Below are 20038 nucleotides of genomic sequence, written 5' to 3'. Positions count from 1 at the left end.
TCGCGTGTTGTCGTCCCCCTTGTCGGCGTGGCCGTTCACGAGAGAGCCGGGATCAATGCAAGACCACTCGTACTACGTCCATCTGGAATCACTGAAGGACTTCGTGCGGGAACTGGAGACCCAGATCCACGCGATGTCCAAGCCGAACGACTTCCTGCTGACCCTGAGCGAACAGCCGCTGCTGTTCGGCGAGTTCGGGGAAGCGGGTTCACTCAACAAGGCGCACCAGGCGGCCGTCGCCGAGATGCAGGGCCTGCTGGATCAGGTCAAGGGCGCGATCACGTTCGCCCAGGACGTCACGACCACCGTCGCCGACGGGTACGCGGCGGCCGACGATTCGGTGGCGGGCGACATGCACCACTCGAGCCAGCAGACCGGGCTGCTCGATCCGCTGCTCAACGTCCTCGGAGGCGTGCTGGGCGGTAACAGCGGCTCGAACGGCGGGGGGAACAAGGGATGACCGACACCGCGCACACGAACTTCGCCGCGTATTCGCACCAGCAGCTCTACGCGATGCTGCAGGCGGGCGACCCCAACACGGCACGCCACGCGGCCCACAAATGGCAATCCACCGGCTCCGGGCTGTTCGAGCAGGCCGAGAACCTCACCGGCGAGCTGAAGGACTTCTCCACCAGCTGGACCGGCGGAGCGGCCGACAAGTACCACACGATGATCACCGACCTCGTCGGCGGGATCCGCAAGGTCGCCCAGACCGCGAACGCGATGAACCATCTCCTCGAAGACGCGGCCGACGCGCTCGTGAAGGCCAAGAAGGAGATGCCGCCGCCGGTCGCGGTACCGGACGTCTCCCCCGCCGATCTCGCGCTCGCCGTCAATCCGCCGCTCCTGCCGCCGGATTCGTCGCAGGCGACGATCATCAACGCCGCCCAGCAACGCCAGCAGGCCATCGCGAACGTCGAGGCGCAGCAGCAGGCCGCGAGCGCGGCCAGCGCGGCGCACAGCAAGGCGATCGTGGTGATGACCCAGCTCGCGGGCGAGTACTCCACGGCCGAGCAGTCGATTCCGGCCTCGCCGAACGCCGTCGCCCCGCCTCCGGTCACCGGTGGCGGCACGACCCCCGGCGGCTCGGTCGGCAACGACATCGGCGGGACGCCGGGTGTCGGCGTCGTTCCGGGCGACAACACGCATCCGTTGCCCTCGGACGGCTCCACGCCGCCCACCACCGGGCAGCCCGGCCAGCCGCCCAAGTCGAACCCGTTGTTCGGCGACATGTTCACCGCCGGTCTCGCCGCGGCTTCGGCCGCCGCGTTCGGCCGGTTCGGCTCGATCATGCCGCGGGTGCCCGCGTGGGCGAACGGCAAGAACGACAAGGACAAGAACGGCGAGCCCGCCGGCGGCGGCGCCGGGGCGGCGGGCGCGACCGCGGGCGGCTCCGGTGGCGGCATCCCGATCGGCGGTGGCGGAGCGCCGTCGCTGGACGGTGGCGCGATCGGCGCAGGCGGTGGCGGGTTCTCCGGCCCCGGCGAAGCCCCAGCGGCGTTCTCCGGCCTGGCGGGCGACGGCGGCTCGGGCAGCGCGATGAGCGGCCTGGCGGGCGGAGCGGCCGGTGCCGCGGGCGCGGCGGCGGCCAAGGGCGCGATGCCGATGATGCCCATGATGCCGATGGGCATGGGCGCGGGCGGCGACCTGGGCTCCGGACGGCGGATCCCGCCGTGGCTCGTGGAAACCGAGAACGTCTGGGGCCAGTCGTCCCCGGTCGCTCCCGCCGTGCTCGGCGAAGAACCCGAACAGTACTGATCTTCCCGACCAGGAGAGGCGGCTCGGTGATGGCATCCAGTGCGGGCGGTTACCGGGTCGCCCCCGCCAGGCTCGAAGCGGCGGCGGCCGAACTCGAACAGCGCGCGGGCGTGCTCAAGACCGCGCAGACCGCGCTGGCGGGTGAGAGCGTCCCCGCGACCGCGTTCGGCCAGGTTTCGGCTTCCAGCGCGGCTTCGGCCACGTACACCAAGACGATCAAAGACGTCGCGGGCAAACTCGACGGCCAGATCACCAAGGCGACGGTGATCCACCAGGGCCTGACGGCCGCGGGTGGCGGCTACCGGCGCGCCGACGTCCAGGTCGCCGCCTCGTACCGGTCGCTGATGCCGGAGAACCCGTTGCCCAAGGCCGGGAATCCGTCCGGCGTCGGCGGTGCGGCCGACACCGGTTCGTGGGCCACCGCGATCGCCGAGAACCGCACGAAGGTCGCCGACGCGCTGACCGCCGAACGCGAGCGGCTCGCGAACCTCCTGGCACAGGGCGGAAAAGCCGACGACATCGCGAGCGCGCGCACCCGGATCGCGCTGTACGAGGACATCCTCGCCAACGACCGGCAGATCCTGCGGTTCGACCCGTCCGGAAACGGGCGCATCGTCGAACTGGTCGGCCGCATCGAGCCGGGCACGCGCAACGTCGGCTTGTTCGTCCCCGGCGTCAACACCTCGTTCGACAACTTCCAGAGCTACGCCGACCTCGGCAAGAGCCTGGTCGCCGCGGACGCCACCGGACGCACCGCGATGGTGGTCTGGGCCGACGGGGTCTTCCCGCAGAACGTCGTCACCGAAGGCCCGGCCGCGCACTACGCGCAGACGATGGCGCCCGATCTCAAGGCGTTCGGAGACGAACTGCGCGGCCAGATCGACAGCCACGCCGGACCAGGTGTCGTGGTCACCGCCGTCGGGCACAGCTACGGCGGCGCGACCGTCGGGCTCGCCGAGCAGCTCGGGCTCAGGGCCGATCAGGTGCTGCACGTCGAGTCCGCGGGTATGGGACACGGGATCTGGAGCCCGAGCGACCTCCCGGCCAGCCAGGCCGGTGTGCAGCGGTACTCCATGACGGCGCCCTTCGACCCGATCGTGATCGCGCAGGGCAACGCGGGCCTCGTCGAATGGCTCGGCGCCGGGCACGGAGCGGACCCCGACCGCTTCCCCGGCGTCGTCGAACTGGAAACCGGCCGCGACGCGAACGGCGATCTGCAGTGGGGTTTCGATTCCCACAGCGGTGTGCTCAAACCGGGTTCCGATTCGTGGAACAACATCTACGGTGTGATCACGGGCGGCGCGGTCACGCACGAGGGCTTCACCGGCGGCTCGCTGCGCGAGATGGTCATCGAAGGCGTCGGACGAGGCTTGTGAGGGACTGTTCATGATCACGAGGCACACCGGACTCGACCCGCTGGCCGAGGACCTCACGGCGGTCATCGACGGTGTCGCGGGCACCTTCGGAACCAGCGCGGAGCGCACCGTGGAAGGCGAACTGGACTGCGACCCCACTCAGCCGGGCCGGTCGCTCTGCTGGCAGTACGGCCTCCGCGTGGACGACGCGACCGACTCGATCCGCAAACTCGTCGACGACGTCCTGCCCATGCTGGAGAGCCAGGGCTGGCGGTGGCGCGACCGCAGCAACCCGCGCGAGCTGATCGCACAGTTCAGCCGCGACGGCGCCGACTTCAACGTGCACGTCTCCCGCGCCGGCGACGGCGTGGCCATCGTGGGCTCGACGGCCTGCGTATCCGTCCCCTAAAACCCCAGGGGGTCGCGAAAGACCTCGTGGGCGGTGGCGGTGTCCCCCAGTACACCGCTGCCGCTCACGAGGCGCGGAATCGCGAAGGTTTCCAGCCCCGGCGCTTGCCCCGCCGGACCGCGGCCACCACCACGCCCGCCGCGACGGCGAGCGCCACCCCGGCGATGGCGAGCACACCGGAGACCTTGTCGGCTTTGGTGGGAGCCGGGGCGGCCGCGGGGACGACGAAGGTGTCCGGACCGACGCTCGGCGGTCCTCCCGGGCCGGGCGTACCGGCCGGGATCGAGGCGGAAACGGCGGCGTACGCGTCGATCGCGCCCCAGCCCCGGCGGGGATCGTGGCCACCACTCGGACCACGGTGCGCGGTCAGCGTCAGCCGCGCGACGACCTGCTCCGGCGACAGTTCGGGGTGATACGCGCGCACGAGCGCGGCGACACCGGCGACATGCGCGGCGGCCAGGCTCGGGTCGCTCACCGGCCACCGGTGCGCCACCGTCCCGCCCGCACCGGCGGACGTGCTGACCAATTCGGCGCCGGGCGCGGAAATCCCCACGTACGAACCGGATTCCGTCTGCACGGCCTCGCCTGCCTGGTTGGTCGAGCCCACGGCGAGCACTCCGGGCGTGGCCGTCGGGTACGACGTCTGGCCCTGCTGGGTCCCCGCGGCGGGCGAGACGATCAGCGCGCCCTTCTCCTTGGCACGCGAGACGGCGCCGGTCAGCGCGGGGCTGTCGGAGGCGGCCGGGACGGCGACCAGGATGATCCCGGCGCCGCGGTTCAGCGCGGTTTCGATGGCGCCCGCGAGCTGCCCGGGATCACCACCGCCGTTCACCTGGGTGTAGCGGATCGGCAGGATCTTGGCGCCGGGCGCGATCCCGGTGAAGGTCGTGGACGGATCCGGTTGCGCGCCGACGATCCCGGCCGCGATAGTGCCCCGGCCGTCGCAGTCCTCGGCCTCGGTGCCCTGTCCGCCGAGCAGCTGCCCCGGCGCGAACTGGCCGTTGCCGCCGTCGACGCCGGTGCCGATCACCGCGACCAGCTGGCCCTCGCCGCGGGACAGCGGCCAGAGCCGCACGGGATCGATCAGCCGCTGTCCCCACGGGACGGCCGCGGTGTAGGTGCCCGTCGGGTTCGCGCACTGCTCGGCGACCGCCGTCGACGGGACGGGGGTGCCGAGCAGTGCCACGAAACCGACGCATCCCGCGACGGCACTTTTACCGGCAAAGCCCACCATTCCTCCAGAATCCCCTTGTCACACAAGGGAATTCTAGTGCGCCACGTCAGCGCAGGTCCATCCCGAGGTCGAGCGCGGGGGAAGAATGCGTGAGTGCCCCGACGGCGAGGAAGTCCACACCGGACTCCGCGTACGCCCGCGCGACGTCCAGCCGCAGACCGCCCGAGGATTCCAGGCGGGTCTTCGGGGAAACCTCGTCACGCCGGTCGACCGCTTTCGCGCATTCGTCGGGCGTGAAGTTGTCCAGCAGCACCTCGTCGGCGCCCGCGGTGAGCGCCTCCTCCAGCTGGGCCAGGTCGTCGACCTCGACCTCGCAGTGCAGTTCGGGCGCGTGCTCGCGCGCGGCGGCGAGCGCGGCGGTCACCGAACCGGCGGCGACCACGTGGTTGTCCTTGATCAGCACCGCGTCACCGAGCCCGAGCCGGTGGTTCACCCCGCCGCCCGCGCGGACGGCGTACTTCTCCAGCAGCCGCAACCCGGGCAGGGTCTTACGGGAATCCCGGACCTGGCAACCGGTTCCCTCCACCGCGGCCACCCAGGCGGCGGTCGCGGTGGCGATACCGGACAGGTGGCACAGCAGGTTCAGCGCGGTGCGTTCGGCGGTGAGCAGGCCGCGCACCGGGCCGCGGACGACCAGTGCCGGCTCACCGGCGGTCAGGCGATCGCCGTCGTCACGCGCGGCCAGGATCTCCAGGTCCGAACCGAGCACCACGTCGAACACCGCCAGCGCCACCGGGATCCCGGCGACCACCCCGGCCGACCTCGGCGTGAGTTCGGCCAGCGCACGCGCGGATTCGGGCACAGTGGCGTTCGTCGTCGCGTCGGGCCCGTACCGCAGATCCTCGGCCAGCGCCGTCGTGACGACGCGCCGCACATCGGCGACGTCGAGGCCGTGATCGGCCAGCGCCTTGACGGCCCACGGGGAGAATTCGGTCATGCCACACCCTCCAAAGCGATCGGATCGGCCAGCACCGGCTGCCCCGACGGGCTGAGCCGGATGAGCTGACCGCGCTGCCGGACCTCGTCGTCGCGGCCGGGGAAATCGGTCCGCACGTGGCAGCCGCGGGACTCCGTCCGGCGCGCCGCCGCCGCGACCAGTGCCTCCGCCACCAAGGTGAGCGCCGCGTCCTCCACGGCGCGCGGTGTCCACAAAGGACTCTCGACCACCGAGAGATCCAGCACCGAACCGACGACCGACAACCCTTCGGCGTCCCGGCCGATGGCGGCGTACCGGCTCATCGCCCGCTGCAGCGCGTCACGGTCGGCCACCGGTGCCTTGACCGGAGGCGCGAGCACCCCGCGACGCGGATCGGCGAGCCGCCCGGTGGCGAGATCGGCGGCGACCGCCTCGGCCGCCCGTCGCCCGACCACCAGACCTTCGAGCAAACTGTTGGAGGCCAAGCGGTTCGCGCCGTGCAGGCCGGTCCTCGCGACCTCGCCCGCGGCGTAGAGACCGCGGACACCGGACCGTCCGTCCACAGTGGTCACCACCCCGCCGCAGGCGAAATGCGCCGCGGGGGTGACCGGGATCGGCTCCTTCGCCGGGTCCAGCCCGATCGCCGCGCACGCCGCGTGCACGGTCGGGAACCGCTTGGCGAACCCGGAAATCCCGGTCGCGTCGAGGAAAACATGGTCGTCGACGCCGCCGGGCGCCTGCGTCATCCGGCGCGTGATCGCCGCCGACACGACATCCCGGGGTGCGAGATCGCCGAGCGGGTGGACTCCGCGCATCACCGACGCGCCCGTCGCGTCGTGCAGGGTCGCGCCTTCGCCACGCACCGCCTCGGTGACCAGCGGGAGACGGCCGCGCGCGCCGGGCGTGAACAGGACCGTCGGGTGGAACTGGACGAACTCGACGTCCGCGAGCTGCGCCCCCGCGCGCAACGCCAGCGCCAGCCCGTCCCCCGTGGCGAGCTCCGGATTCGACGTCGCCTGGTAGAGCTGCCCCAGTCCGCCGCTGGCCAGCAGCACCGCCGGCGCCCGGACGACGCCGGGCACCCCGTTGTGGTCAAGGACGGTCACGCCGACGACCTCGCCCGCGGGCGTGCGGACCGCGTCGACGGCGATGTGGTGCTCCAGCACCGGGATCCGCCGGTCGCCGGTCGTCGCGACCAGGGTCCGCTCGACCTCCGCACCGGTCGCGTCACCACCCGCGTGGATGACGCGGAACGCGCTGTGCCCGCCTTCCCGCGTGCGGGCCAGCTCAGGCCGCCCTTCGGCCGCCAGGTCGAAACGGGCCCCGTCGACACGCAGCCGGGCCACCGCGGCCGGGCCGCCGGCGATGATCGACCGGACGGCGTCCTCGTCACAGAGCCCGGCGCCGGCGGTGAGCGTGTCCTCGGCGTGCTTGCCGACCGAGTCACCCGGCTCGTGCTCGCCCTCCAGCACGACCGCGATACCGCCCTGCGCCCAGCGGGTGTTGCCGTCGGAGACCGTCGCCTTGGTGACCACCAGGACGTGCAGGCCGAGTTCCCGCGCGCGCAACGCGGCGGTGAGCCCGGCCACCCCGCTGCCGATCACCACGAGATCGGCGGCGGCCTCCCAGACCGGGTGGGTTTTCGCCTGGAGGGCGGTAACCGGGTCGGTCATTCTCCGCCGCCAGGCTGCCCGATCTCGATCATGCGCTGCACGGAAGCGCGGGCACGGGCGGCGGTCTCGGCGTCGACGTGGACCTCGTCGGCACCCTCGCGCAGCGACCGCAGCAGGGCGGCCGGCGTGATCATCTTCATGTACCGGCAGGACGCCCGGTCGTTCACCGCGCGGAAGTCGATCTCCGGCGCGGCCTTGCGCAGCTGGTGGATCATCCCGATCTCGGTGGCCACGAGCACCGACTTCGCCTTGGTGTCGCGGGCGGCGTGGACCATGTCGCCGGTCGAGAGGATCTTGACCCGCTCGGGGGCGACGGCGCCCTCGCCCGCCAGGTACAGCGCCGAGGTCGCGCAGCCGCATTCCGGGTGGATGAACAGGTCGGCGTCCGGGTTCTCCGAGGCCCGCTCGGCGAGCTCGGCGCCGTTGATCCCGGCGTGCACGTGGCACTCCCCGGCCCAGATGTGCATGTTCTCCCGGCCGGTCACGCGTTTGACGTGCGCGCCGAGGAACTGGTCCGGCAGGAAGAGAACCTCCTGGTCAGCGGGGATGGAGGCGACCACGTCGACGGCGTTCGACGACGTGCAGCAGATGTCGGTCTCCGCCTTGACCTCGGCCGTGGTGTTCACGTACGACACGACGACCGCGCCGGGGTGCTCGGCCTTCCAGGCGCGCAGTTCGGCGCCGGTGATCGAGTCCGCGAGCGAGCAGCCCGCCCGCGCGTCCGGGATCAGGACCGTCTTCTCCGGCGCCAGGATCTTCGCCGTCTCGGCCATGAAGTGCACGCCGCAGAAGACGATGGTGGACGCGTCACTGCTCGCCGCGATACGGCTGAGCGCGAGGGAGTCGCCGGTGAAATCGGCGATGTCCTGGATCTCGGGGACCTGGTAGTTGTGCGCGAGCAGGACGGCGTCGCGTTTGCGCGCGAGGCTTCGCACCTCCTCCGCCCAAGCCGCGTCGGCGACCACGCCACCGTACGGGGTCAAGTCGTTCTGCAGAGTGCTCGTCATCGTTCTGGCCCTCCTGGACCTGTCTCCGGTTTTCGCCTTATAATCGAAAACCGTGCGAAGTCATCTTAACACCCAGACCCCCCTCGCCCACGAGGTCTTGGGAGCGGTCCTTCAAGTGCGCTCCGACACACTCCGGGTGCTGCTGTGGCGGCGCGCGCTCGATCCGCATCTGGGTCGCTGGTCCCTTCCCGGCGGGAGGCTTCGCCCGGATGAAGACGTCGAGGCGTCCATCCGGCGGCAGCTCGCGGAGAAGGTCGACGTACGCCAGCTGAAGCATGTGGAGCAACTGGCGGTCTTCAGCGCGCCGGACCGGGTGCCGGGCCCGCGCGTCGTCGCGACGGCGTTCCTCGGCCTCGTACCGTCCGATGTGGACCCCGAGATCCCCGAAGACACCGAGTGGCACGACGTTTCCGAGCTCCCCCGGACGGCGTTCGACCACGAGTCCATCGTCCTGCGCGCGCGGGACCGGCTCCGCTCGAAGCTCTGCTACACGAACCTCGGCTTCGCGCTCGCCCCGGAAGAGTTCACCGTTTCGGCGTTACGGAGGCTGTACTCGGCTGCGCTGGGTTACCGCGTGTCCGCGACGAACCTGCAGCGGGTGCTGTCCCGGCGCGGGTTGCTCCTGCCCACCGGCCACACCGCCCCGCCCGGGCGCAGCGGTGGCCGTCCGGCGGCACTGTTCTCCTTCGCGGGCAAGGGGATGCAGATCACCGACCCGTTCGCGGTGTTCCGTCCGCCCGGCGGGAAGTGACCGCCCTGCGAAGTCCTGCCGGTCCCCGTACCTTGAACGGGTGACCGAGCCGAGCGAGGAGTCCACCGGGAAGGCGATCTTGCCGCTGTTCCCGCTACAGACCGTGCTTCTGCCCGGAACACACCTTCCGTTGCACATCTTCGAACCGCGGTACCGGCAGCTGATGGCCGATCTCGTCGCCGAAGTCGTCCCGGACCGCGAGTTCGGGGTCGTCGCGCTGCGTTCGGCGATGATCAGGGAGGTCAGCGGGCCGGAACACGTCCACGAGTTCGGCTGCAGCACGGTGCTGCGCGAGGCGAAACGGCTGCCGGACGGCAGATTCGACGTCGTCACCACCGCGCGGCGCCGGTTCCGGCTGCTGGAGATCGACCGTGTTTCCGCGCCGTATTTGATCGGCTCGGTCGAATGGGTGCCCGACGACCGGGTCTCCACCGTGCACGGCGACACCGTGACCAGGCTCGCGGACGTCGCGAAGGCCGCGCACCGGCGCTACTGCGAGTCCGCCTGGAACGACGAAGACTGGACCACCCCGCCCGAGGACGGCGACATCGCGGCGCTCGCGTACCGGCTCACCGCCGACTGCCTGCTCCCGCTGGAGGACCGGCAGCGCCTGCTGGAGGAGACGAACCCGCTGCGGCGGCTGCGGATCGCGTGCCGCCTGCTGACGCGGGAAGCCGGGTTCCTGAGCACGCTGGGCGCGGTCCCGATGCCGCCGGGGGAACTCGGCGAGTTCACACGCCCGTCGAACCTGAACTGACGACCTCCCTGAACCGACAACCTCGTGAGTGGCAAGGACGGTTCTAACCGTCCTTGCCACTCACGAGACCCACTACTTGCCGGACTCCGGTTCCTTGTCGGTACCGAACTTGCTCCACACCTTCCCCGCCGCCCCGGACACCGCCTCGCCGACGTCGCTGAACACCTTCGTCAGCGGGTCGGTCGAGCTGTTCCAGGAGTCCTTGTACGACTTCGCGGCCGACTTCAGGTCGTCGGTCCAGGTGGACGAAGGCGCGTCGTCGTCGCGGCGCGGGTACTCGCCGGCCAGGATCCCCCGGTACTCCTCGGACGCGGCCCACTTCTGCAGCTGGGCGGCGCGCACCACGGCCAGCGGATGCGACATCGTCTCGACGTAACGCAGCTTCAGGTAGCTGTCGCGGATGTCGTCGACCGACTCGTACTCCGACGCCTGCTGCAGGAAGGCCGGGATGTCGATCTTCGACGGGTCGATCCCGCCCGCGACCAGGATCTGCGAGCGCAGCGCCGCCGTCGGGTCCTGCGAGCACAGCAGCCCGGCGCGGTCGCAGGACAGTTCGGCCTTGCGGTACCACTCGCGCAGCGCCGCGACGACGACGCGGATGCCGATCGCGCTCACCGGCGTCCACGACATCGACATCTGCAGGCCGATCAGCCGGATCATGATGGTGCGGTACACCGCGTGCCCGGACAGCACGTGTCCCATCTCGTGCCCGATCACGAACCGCAGCGACGCGAGGTCCATCGCCTCGACGGCCGCGGTGTTGAGCACGATGAACGGCTCGTCCATCCCGATCGTCTGCGCGTTGACCTCGGGGCTGCGGGCGACGAACAGGTTCGGCACGCGGTCGAGGTCGAGTGTTTCGGCGCATTCGTGGCGCAGCTTGTCCAGTTCCGGATACTGCTTCGGGCCGACCCGGATCGCGGACGCGAGGGCCATGAGCCGCTCGCCGCGTTCGGCGTAGAAACCCGAAACCGCCTTCACGACCTGCGCGAATCCGGGAACCGCGCGCAAGGTGGCCAATGCGCCGCGGTCGACTGGGTGTTCGTACGCGCGCGGGCTGATACCCGGGAAGCGGACGGCGTTGTGCCGGGAAACCTCGATGTCGTCGGTCAAGAGAATGCCCCCTAGAGATGTTGCCGCCCACCCTAGAGGAAATCCGTCAGCCGAGGCGGCGTCCCAGGTCTTCCCGTCCGTTCCACGCGGTCAGCAACGTGTACGCCAGCGTGGTCATCAACGGCGCGGCGAGCATGATCCACGGGGATTCGATCTGCGGCGCCTTCGCGATGACGTCGCCGACGGCGGGCGCCGCGCCGATCTCGTAGCGGCCGTTGGCGAACGAGACGCCCATCGTCGTCCCCAGCCAGCCCGCGAGGGTCGCGCCGCCGGTCGCGGCGATCAGCACGACCGGTCCGCGGCGCTCCCGCAGCAGCCAGGTCACGACGCCGATCAGCAGCCCGGCGCCGAGCGCGAGGAAACCGTAGACGGCGAGGTCGTCGAAGCGGTGCCAGCTCTCCAGCTCCAGGGGGGCGAGGCCGCCGTGGTCGTTGATCACCCGCATCCGCTGTGGCGGCGCGAGCCGCGCCCACAGCCAGGCCAGCGGGAAGCCGAGCAGCCCCGCCGTCGACAGGACGCTGACCGCTGGCAGCAGATCGGCCTTGACGACGACCTTCGGGTACGGGCGGCGCGGCCGCGGCAGCACGGGTACCGACCATGGGTCGGGCACGCTGGAAGACAGGTGCGCCGGTTTACCGGTCGTCTCGCCCAACCCCGGACTCCTCCCTCGAGCTGCTTGTGCAGAGCGTAACCAATGACGCCCCCAGCGCACGCGCCTCCACCGCGTTTCGTCCTCTGAATGCGGTAGTTGCACGCGCAAGGACCGCATTCAGAGGACGAAACGCGGGAGGTCAGCCGGCGAGTTCCCCGTGGCGGCTGCATCGGGCGGTCCAGCCGACCGGGGTGATCTGGACGACCATCCGCCGCGCGCAGTACGTGCAATAGCGCGGCGGTTCGAGTGCGGTTCTCGGATTGTGGCAGGCCGGATGTTCGGCGCCACCGTCGGACGGCTGTCCACAGTGGACGCAGAACGCCGCTTGGTCAGAGGACGTCACTGATCGCCTTCACCGGCATCTTCAGCTCGTCGAGCATCGCCAGGTCCGCGGTGGCCGGGCGGCCGAGGTTGGTCAGGTAGTTGCCGACGATGATCGCGTTGATGCCGCCGAGCATGCCCTGTTTGGTGCCAAGGTCGCCGAAGGTCAGCTCACGGCCGCCGGAGAAGCGCAGCAGCGGACGGGGCATCGCGAGCCGGAACGCGGCCACGGTGCGCAGCGCGTCCTTGCCCTCGACGACCTCGTAGCCCTCGTACGGCGTGCCCGGCTGCGGGATGAGGAAGTTCATCGTGCACTCGTCCGGGTTCAGCTCGGCAAGCTGCGCGGCGAACTCGGCGCGCTGTTCGATGCTCTCCCCCATGCCGATGATGCCGCCGCAGCAGACCTCCATCCCCGCCTCGCGGATCATGCGCAGGGTCTCCCAGCGCTCTTCCCACGTGTGCGTGGTGACGACGTTCGCGAAATGCGAGCGCGCGGTCTCCAGGTTGTGGTTGTAGCGGTGCACGCCCATCTCGACGAGCTCGTCGACCTGCTCCTGGGTGAGCATGCCGAGCGAGCAGGCGATCTGGATGTCGTTGCCGTCCTCGCGGATGGCCTTGATCCCCTCGCGGACCTGCGAAAGCAGCCGCTTGTCGGGGCCGCGGACGGCGGCGACGATGCAGAATTCGGTCGCGCCGGTCTCGGCGGTCTGACGGGCGGCCTTGACCAGGCCGGGGATGTCCAGCCACGCCGACCGCACCGGCGTCGGGAACCGGCCGGACTGCGAGCAGAAGTGGCAGTCCTCCGGGCAGCCGCCGGTTTTGAGGCTGATGATGCCCTCGACCTCGACCTCGGGGCCGCACCAGCGCATCCGGACCTCGTGGGCCAGCGCCAGCAGGTCGGTGAGGTGGTCGTCGTCGAGCCGCAGGATTTCCACCAGCTGCTCTTCGCTGAGCCCGACACCACGCTCGAGGACCTGGTCACGCGCCACGGCGAGGATGTCGACGGTCTCCGGGGCTGTGGTCACGAGGCGGCTCCTGTTCGGGGTGGGGCGGTGAAGCAAAGGCACATCATCGTGCACGACCGGGCGGCTCGGCCACAGCGACGCAGGTCACTTCTGTGCCGAGGCGCGGCCGACGAAGCATTCCGGGTCGAACTCCCCGCCGAACCACGGCGAGAGACCCGCCTTGGCCCGGTCGGCGAACTCCCCTGGCCCGGCCGTGCCCAGCCCGGCGGGCAGCACGCCCAGCAGCGGGGCCCCGGCGGCGACCGGCAGGTCCGCCAGGTTCGACACCGCGGCCAGATCCGGCTCGTCCGGCCACGAACCGATGATCACCCCGGCCACGGTGAGCCCGCGTTTGGTGGCGACCTCGGCGGTCAGCGCGGTCGCGTTGAGCGTGCCAAGCCCGGCCTCGGCCACGATGATGACCAGCGCCCCCAGCGACCACGCGACGTCGGCCAGCGTGGCCCCGGCGGCGTCGAACCGGACCAGCAACCCGCCCGCGCCCTCGATGAGGGTCAGGTCGTGTTCGCCGTCGAGGTCGCTCGCCGCGGCGGCGATCTCGCTCGGGGCGAGCGCCGGCAGTCCCGAGAGCCTGGCCGCCGCCTCCGGCGACAGCGGGTCCGGGTATCTCCGCAGCTCACGGGTGGTGACCGGACCGGCGAGGCGGAGGACGTCGGCGAGGTCGCCCGGCTCGTCCGGGCCCACTCCGGTCTGCGCCGGTTTCAGTACGGCGACACGCTGGCCCTGACCGGCGGCCAGGGCGGCGATGGCGGCGGTGGAGATCGTCTTGCCGACACCCGTACCGGTGCCGGTCATGACCAGCATGCTCACGTGCACTGAATCTAGTGGGTCCGGATCGAGCCGCGCTGAACGGCGTCCGTTAGCCCCCGGATGTGGTGACCGCCCCGACCGGCGTGAACGACGGGCTTCCCTCGTCCGACAGATAGACCTGCGCCGCCCCGACGTCGAAGTACATCCCGGTCAGGTGCAGCTCGCCGCGCGCCTCCGCCTCGGCGATCAGCGGATAGTGGCGCAGGTGCTCCAGCTGCTGCAGGACGTTCTTGAGCGCCAGCCGGTCGACCTCGGTCTCCGGCCGTTCGCCGTCGAGGGTCACCGGTGCGTCGCGGCGCGCGCTCGGCTCGGCGTGCCGCAGCCAGGAGGCCAGCATCGGCGCGCCGTCCGGGGCCCCGGTGGCCAGCGCCTGCATCGCGCCGCAGCCGGAATGGCCGCAGACCACGATCTCGCGCACCTTCAGCACGCCGACGGCGAACTCGACGGTGGCGCCCATCGACGGATCGGCCCGGCGGGCGGGCACCAGGTTCCCGATGTTGCGCACGGTGAACAGGTCGCCGGGACCGCTCGTGGTGATCATGTTCGGCACGATCCGCGCGTCACCGCAGGTGATGAACAGGGTGTGCGGAGACTGGCCCCCGGCCAGTTTGCTGAGCGCGGGCTGCATGAGCGCGGCGGTGCGCCGCTGGAACTCGGTCGCCCCGCGCAGGGTGGGCCCGCCGCGCTGTCCGGGCAGTTCGACGTCCTTGGCCTGCCAGTCGGACCACGGCGCGAGGAAGCGAGGCACCGAACGCGCCGCGGCCGTGCGGGTCAGCGTCGGATCGCCGGATTTGCCCTTGGCGAACCACGGATGCCCGACCTCGTCGACGATCACCGTGCCGCCGGCGCGTTCGTGGCCGAGCTGCCAGTTCGAGAGGCTCTCGAAGGCGGCGTGGTCGAGGTAGTCGACGACCAGTTCCAGGGTCACCTTCGCGCCGTTGGGCACGGTCGCGAGCACCCGGCTGAGCCGCGGCACCGACAGGAACGTGAGGACACCTTCGACGACGACGCGCCATTCGTCGCCGTCGCGTTCGGCGTGGATCCCGGACCACACCGTGCGGCGCAGCATCAGCAGTACCGAAAGCGCGATCCCGAGCAGGACGCCGGTGAGCAGGTCGAAGACGACGACTCCGGCGAGCGTCACCAGGTACAGCCCCAGGTCGCCGTGTTTGAGGACCTGCTTCATATGGCCGGGGTTCACCAGTTTCGCGCCGACGTGGACGAGCAGACCGGCCAGCGCGGCGAGCGGGATGTTCTGGATGAGCCCGGCGAACGCGGCGACGAACACGAGGATCCAGACACCGTGCAGGATCGCCGACGCCCGGGTGCGGGCGCCGGCGGCCACGTTGGTCGAGCTGCGGACGATCACACCGGTGACCGGGAGACCGCCGAGCGCGCCGGAGGCCATGTTCGCGGCGCCCTGGCCGATCAGTTCGCGGTCGAGGTTCGACCGCGGTCCGGTGTGCATCTTGTCGACGGCGACGGCCGACAGCAGGCTTTCCACGCTCGCGATGAGGGCGATGGTGACGACCGCGACGGCGAACGCGCCCCAGCCCGTGTCCGGGAATTCGGGCGCGAAACGGATGTTGAGCAGATCACCCGGCAGGTCGACCCGGGGCAGCGTCATCCCGGCGGCGACGGACAGCACGGTCACCAGCGCGATCGCGGCGAGCGGGCCGGGCACCTTGCGGACGGACTGGGGCAGCCGCGGCCACAGCAGCAGGATGCCGATCGTGAGCACGCCGATCAGCGCGGCGGTGTCGTGGTGGCCGACGATCTGCGCGGGCAGTCCGGCGATGTTCTCGAGCGCCGAGCTCTGCGCCGATCCGCCCAGCACGACATGGAGCTGACCGAGAACGATCGTGACGCCGATCCCGGCGAGCATGCCGTGCACGATGGCGGGCGAGATGGCGAGCGCCGCGCGGGCGATGCGGCTCAGCCCCAGGAGGATCTGCAGCGCGCCCGCGGCGACGGTGATCGCGCACGTGGTCGCCCAGCCGAAGGTCGCGATGGTTTCGGCCATGATCACCGTCAGCCCGGCGGCCGGGCCGCTCACCTGAAGCGCGGAGCCGCCGAGCGCTCCGGCGACCACACCTCCCACCACGGCCGCGATCAGCCCCGCGACGATCGGCGCCCCCGACGCGAGAGCGATCCCGAGTGACAGCGGGACGGCGACGAGGAACACCACCAACGAGGCGGGCAGGTCGTGACGAAGCACGGCGAGAGGTTGTTTCATGATCACCAGGAAACTGGTGAATTGTCCGATATGCACCACCCGATCGAGTGAATACCACCCGACGGACAGGTGGCGTGGCCCACTTTCGCCCCAGTTCGTTGCCTGGAGATGACCCATGTATTGCGAAAAGCCTTACCGGGTCCCGAATTCTGGGAAATATCGGTTGGGTGCCCGGTCAAGATCCTCGTGAGTGGCAAGGACGGTTAGAACCGTCCTTGCCACTCACGAGGGTCAGGACTTCACCGGGCTCGCCGCGGAGGTGAACGACCGCAGCGCTTCGTCGAGCAGGTACACGTTCGCCTTCCCGACGTCGAAGTACATCCCCGTCAGCCGGAGTTCCCCGCGCGCCAGCGCGGCGTCCACCACCGGGTACGAGCGCAGGTTCTCCAGTTGCTGCACCACGTTGTGCAAGGCGAGCCGATCCCCTTCGTGTTCCGGACGGGCACCGTCGAGCAGCACCGGCCCCTCGGTTTCCCGGCGCAGCAACGTCGCCTCCCCGTGGCGCAGCCAGCCGCCGAGGTGCGCGAGACCGGCGGGCGCGTCCCCGAGCAACGCCTTCATCGCGCCACAGCCGGAATGCCCGCACACCACCACTTCCCGCACCCGCAGCAGCCCGACGGCGTACTCGATCGCCGCCCCCACCGAGAAATCCGCTTCGGCGCGCGGGACGAGGTTCCCGATGTTCCGCACGGTGAACAGGTCACCCGGCCCGCTCGTGGTGATCAGGTTCGGCACGATCCGCGCGTCGCCACAGGTGATGAAAAGCGTATGCGGCTGTTGCCCGTTCGCCAGCCCGTCCCAGGTGCTCCGCAGCAGCGGCGCCGTCCGCCGCTGGAACTCGGAAGCGCCGCGGCACAACGGAACGCTGCCACCACGCTGGCCCGGCAGTTCGAGATGTTCGGCCTGCCATTGCGACCACGGCGCGAGCCAGCGCGGCACCACCCGGGACGCCACACCGCGGCGCACGGTCGGCACGCCCGCCTTGCCGCGTTCGAACCACGGATGCCCGATCTCGTCGACGATCACGGTTCCCCCGGCGCGTTCGTACGCGCGCTGCCAGCCGCGCAAGCAGTCGAAAGCGGCGTGGTCGAGGTAGTCGACGAACAGTTCCAGCGTCACCTCCGCGCGCTCGGGCACTTCGGCCAGCACGGTGGTAAGCCTTGGCACGGAAAGGAAAGTGAGCGCGCCCTCGATGACGACGCGGGTCCGCGAGCCGTCCCGTTCGACGTGGATACCGGAGAACAGCATCCGGCGCAGCATCAACGCGAGCGCCACCGCGATCCCCGCGGCGACCCCGGTGAGCAGGTTGACGGCGACGGCGCCGAGCAGGGTCGCGAGATAGACCGGCAGGTCGCGGTGGCGGCGGACCTCGCGCAGATTGGTGAGGTTGACCAGTTTGGCGCCGACGTAGACGAGGAGACCGGCCAGCGCGGCGAGCGGGATCAACCGCAGCGCGCCCGCCAGGAACAGGCAGCAGCCGAGGATCCAGACGCTGTGCAGGATCGCCGACATCCGGGTGCGGGCGCCCGCTTCGAAATTGGTCATGGTGCGCACGACGACACCGGTGACCGGGAAGCCGCCGAGCGAACCGGCGGCGACGTTCGCCAGCCCCTGGCCGACCAGTTCGCGGTTGAGGTCGGTGCGCGGCCCGTCGCGAAGCTTGTCGATGGCGACGGCGGAAAGCAGGCTCTCCAGGCTGGCGATGAGCGCGATGGAGAGGACGGCGGTGACGATCGCCGCCAAGGACCCGGTCGGCGCCTGGGGGACGAAACCCAGCCCCGGCATGCCGTTCGGGAGGTCGACGCGCGGCAGGTCCATCCCCGCCGCGACGGAAAGCCCGGTCGCCAGCGCGACGGCGGCCAGCGGGCCGGGAACGCGGCGCACCGAACGCGGCATCCGCGTCCAGGCCAGCAGAACGCCGACGGTGACGACACCGATCAGCGCGGCCTGGTCGTGGTGCCCGACGATCCGGCCCGGCAGCGCGAGGACGTTTTCGATCGCGGAACTCCGCGCCGTGCCACCGAGTACGACGTGCAGCTGGCCGAGGACGAGGATCAACCCGATCCCGGCGAGCAGGCCGTGCACGATCGCGGGCGAGATCGCGAGAGTCGCCCGTGCGACACGAGTGAGGCCCAAGAGGATCTGGACCACGCCCGCCGCCGCGGTCATCGCGCAGGTGGCGGCCCAGCCGAAAGTGGCGATGGTCTCCGCGATGACGATCGTCAGAGCGGCGGAGGGGCCGCTGACTTGCAGGACGGAGGCACCGAAGAAGCTCGCGACGATCCCGCCGACGACGGCGGAGACGAGTCCGGCGAGCAAAGGGGCTCCGGCGGCGTGCGCGACGCCGAGCGAAAGCGGGACGGCCACGAGGAAGACGACGACCGAAGCCGGGACGTCGTGGCGAAGGTTCTTCAGGAGGGTCGATGCGGGATTGCGGCGGCCTGGCGGTCCGGTGTCGTGCTCGTCACCAACGAAGTCGATCATGGGGGCAGGAAACCCGATCGGCGCGCAAAAGTCCGCTACGCAAAGGTTTCTCAGGTTTGCTTGTGCACCAGGGAACTAGGGCATAGCACGCTTTCGCGGCAAATCGCCCGAGACGGACCCCGATCGGACTCGCCCGTTCGCTTGACCAAGATCAACTCGTGACCACGCTCTGTACCGAGCGTGGCTTCTCCGGATTGCTGTGGTCGCTGTCACACTCTTTGGGCTGAATTTCGCCGTTTTTACGCTTTTTGTGCGGCCGAGACCATTGCGGAAGTGATCGCGGCGAGGTCGTCCGCCTCGGAGATGTAGGGCGGCATCGTGTAGATCAGGTTCCGGAACGGGCGCAGCCAGACGCCGTTTTCGGTGAGGGTCTCCGTCGCCGCTGCCATGTCCACGGGATGGTCGAGTTCGAGCACGCCGATGGCACCGAGCACCCGCACGTCGGCGACCGCGGGCAGTTCGCGGGCCGGTTCGAGCCCGGCCTTCAGCGCGGCTTCGATCCGCGGGACGTCGGATTTCCAGCCGCCTTCGGCCAGGATCCCCAGCGAGGCGTTGGCGACGGCCGAGGACAGCGGGTTCGCCATGAACGTCGGGCCGTGCGCCAGCACGGGCAGCTCACCGCGAGAGATCCCGTCGGCGATCTCCGGCGTGCACAGCGCCGCCGCCATCGTCAGGTAGCCACCGGTCAGCGCCTTGCCGAGGCACAGGACGTCGGGCGTGACCCCGGCGTGCTCGGCGGCGAACATCCGGCCGGTCCGCCCGAAACCGGTCGCGATCTCGTCGAAGATGAGCAGGACGTCGTTGGCCTCGGTGATCTCGCGCAGCGCGCGCAGGTACGCGGGCGGGTGGAACCGCATACCGCCGGCGCCCTGCACGACCGGCTCGACGATGACCGCGGCCAGTTCGCCCGCGTGCCGCTCGATCTCGGTGGCGAGCAGTTCGAGGTAGTCCTGATCCGGCTCGTCGGCGAAACCACCGGGCGGTTTGGGCAGGAACAGCTGGTCCGGCAGGATCCCGCGCCACAGCGAGTGCATCCCGCCCTCGGGATCGCAGACGCTCATCGGGGTGAACGTGTCGCCGTGGTAGCCGCCGCGCCAGGTCATCAGGCGCCGCTTTTCCTTGCGCCCCACCGACTGCCAGTACTGCAGGCACATCTTGACGGCGACCTCGACCGACACCGATCCCGAGTCGCACAGGAAGACGTGCCGCAGACCCTCCGGCGCGAGGTCGACCAGCGTCTTGGCCAGCCTGATGGCCGGTTCGTGGGTGAGCCCGCCGAACATGACGTGACTCATCCGGCCCGCCTGCTCCGCCAGCGCCGCGTCCAGCACCGGGTTCCGGTAGCCGTGGATCGCCGCCCACCAGGACGACATGCCGTCGACCAGTTCGCGGCCGTCGTCGAGGGTGAGCCGCACCCCGCTCGCCTCGCGGACCAGCAGGGAGCCGATCGTGCTCGGCATCGGCCCGTACGGGTGCCAGACGTGTTCCGCGTCGAGCGCGAGGAGTTCGGCGGCGTCCATCCGGCGACCCTACGACACGC

Annotated in this window: 18 protein-coding genes; 6 read left to right on the top strand and 12 right to left on the bottom strand. The window is 70.6% G+C overall.

What is annotated here, in order from left to right:
- Positions 1-55 precede the first annotated feature (55 nt).
- From ACFWIW_RS29395 to ACFWIW_RS29380, 4 genes are read left to right on the top strand one after another with little or no spacing between them, the layout of a single operon-like run.
- Entirely contained in the window at positions 56-460 is a 405-nt protein-coding gene (locus ACFWIW_RS29395) for a hypothetical protein (protein ID WP_378371462.1), read from the top strand.
- Entirely contained in the window at positions 457-1758 is a 1302-nt protein-coding gene (locus ACFWIW_RS29390) for a WXG100 family type VII secretion target (RefSeq protein ID WP_378371461.1), read from the top strand. Before ACFWIW_RS29395 ends, ACFWIW_RS29390 begins: the two co-directional genes overlap by 4 nt.
- 29 nt (positions 1759-1787) lie before the next feature.
- Complete coding sequence (locus ACFWIW_RS29385) at positions 1788-3134, top strand: alpha/beta hydrolase (protein WP_378371460.1); 1347 nt, start codon at positions 1788-1790, stop codon at positions 3132-3134.
- Between the two features lie 10 nt (positions 3135-3144).
- Positions 3145-3522 (top strand): hypothetical protein, encoded by a 378-nt coding sequence (locus ACFWIW_RS29380; RefSeq protein WP_378371459.1) that lies wholly within the window; start codon positions 3145-3147, stop codon positions 3520-3522.
- 64 nt (positions 3523-3586) lie between these two features.
- Here ACFWIW_RS29380 and ACFWIW_RS29375 read toward each other — a convergent pair whose 3' ends face one another.
- The 4 genes from ACFWIW_RS29375 to nadA are packed head-to-tail and all read right to left on the bottom strand — an operon-like array spanning position 3587 to position 8352.
- On the bottom strand, positions 3587-4756 hold the full coding sequence (locus ACFWIW_RS29375; protein ID WP_378371458.1) for a S8 family serine peptidase: 1170 nt from the start codon (positions 4754-4756) through the stop codon (positions 3587-3589).
- 46 nt (positions 4757-4802) lie between these two features.
- Positions 4803-5693, bottom strand: a complete 891-nt coding sequence (gene nadC / locus ACFWIW_RS29370) for a carboxylating nicotinate-nucleotide diphosphorylase (protein ID WP_378371457.1) — start codon at positions 5691-5693, stop codon at positions 4803-4805.
- On the bottom strand, positions 5690-7345 hold the full coding sequence (locus tag ACFWIW_RS29365; protein WP_378371456.1) for an L-aspartate oxidase: 1656 nt from the start codon (positions 7343-7345) through the stop codon (positions 5690-5692). Before ACFWIW_RS29365 ends, nadC begins: the two co-directional genes overlap by 4 nt.
- Positions 7342-8352 (bottom strand): quinolinate synthase NadA, encoded by a 1011-nt coding sequence (nadA, locus tag ACFWIW_RS29360; RefSeq protein ID WP_063277377.1) that lies wholly within the window; start codon positions 8350-8352, stop codon positions 7342-7344. Before nadA ends, ACFWIW_RS29365 begins: the two co-directional genes overlap by 4 nt.
- Before the next feature lie 115 nt (positions 8353-8467).
- Between nadA and ACFWIW_RS29355 the strand changes: the two genes are divergently transcribed.
- Together ACFWIW_RS29355 and ACFWIW_RS29350 are read left to right on the top strand one after the other, a co-directional pair.
- Positions 8468-9103, top strand: a complete 636-nt coding sequence (locus tag ACFWIW_RS29355) for an NUDIX domain-containing protein (protein WP_240594029.1) — start codon at positions 8468-8470, stop codon at positions 9101-9103.
- A 40-nt stretch (positions 9104-9143) separates the two neighbouring features.
- Positions 9144-9860, top strand: coding sequence for an LON peptidase substrate-binding domain-containing protein (locus ACFWIW_RS29350; RefSeq protein ID WP_240594031.1), 717 nt, complete (start codon positions 9144-9146; stop codon positions 9858-9860).
- Positions 9861-9932: 72 nt separating this feature from the next.
- Here the strand turns inward: ACFWIW_RS29350 and ACFWIW_RS29345 are convergent, their stop codons facing one another.
- From ACFWIW_RS29345 to ACFWIW_RS29310, 8 genes are all read right to left on the bottom strand, one after another.
- A complete protein-coding gene (locus tag ACFWIW_RS29345) occupies positions 9933-10973 on the bottom strand; it encodes a M48 family metallopeptidase (protein WP_378371455.1) in 1041 nt (346 codons plus the stop codon).
- A 46-nt stretch (positions 10974-11019) separates the two neighbouring features.
- Entirely contained in the window at positions 11020-11625 is a 606-nt protein-coding gene (locus ACFWIW_RS29340) for a DUF2567 domain-containing protein (protein ID WP_378371454.1), read from the bottom strand.
- Between the two features lie 139 nt (positions 11626-11764).
- Positions 11765-11968 (bottom strand): hypothetical protein, encoded by a 204-nt coding sequence (locus ACFWIW_RS29335; protein ID WP_378371453.1) that lies wholly within the window; start codon positions 11966-11968, stop codon positions 11765-11767.
- On the bottom strand, positions 11955-12971 hold the full coding sequence (gene bioB, locus ACFWIW_RS29330) for a biotin synthase BioB (protein ID WP_240594034.1): 1017 nt from the start codon (positions 12969-12971) through the stop codon (positions 11955-11957). Before bioB ends, ACFWIW_RS29335 begins: the two co-directional genes overlap by 14 nt.
- 84 nt (positions 12972-13055) lie before the next feature.
- Complete coding sequence (gene bioD, locus ACFWIW_RS29325) at positions 13056-13778, bottom strand: dethiobiotin synthase (RefSeq protein ID WP_378371452.1); 723 nt, start codon at positions 13776-13778, stop codon at positions 13056-13058.
- Positions 13779-13827: 49 nt separating this feature from the next.
- Positions 13828-16014 (bottom strand): SulP family inorganic anion transporter, encoded by a 2187-nt coding sequence (locus ACFWIW_RS29320; RefSeq protein ID WP_378371451.1) that lies wholly within the window; start codon positions 16012-16014, stop codon positions 13828-13830.
- Positions 16015-16245: 231 nt separating this feature from the next.
- A complete protein-coding gene (locus tag ACFWIW_RS29315) occupies positions 16246-18498 on the bottom strand; it encodes a bifunctional SulP family inorganic anion transporter/carbonic anhydrase (RefSeq protein WP_378371450.1) in 2253 nt (750 codons plus the stop codon).
- Positions 18499-18737: 239 nt separating this feature from the next.
- Positions 18738-20018, bottom strand: coding sequence for an adenosylmethionine--8-amino-7-oxononanoate transaminase (locus ACFWIW_RS29310; RefSeq protein WP_378371449.1), 1281 nt, complete (start codon positions 20016-20018; stop codon positions 18738-18740).
- Positions 20019-20038 lie beyond the last annotated feature (20 nt).

Source organism: Amycolatopsis sp. NPDC058340, assembly GCF_042723975.1.
GTDB lineage: Bacteria > Actinomycetota > Actinomycetes > Mycobacteriales > Pseudonocardiaceae > Amycolatopsis.
The sequence above is the reverse complement of the archived record's forward strand: the minus strand, read 5'-3'. Positions and strand labels throughout refer to the sequence as shown.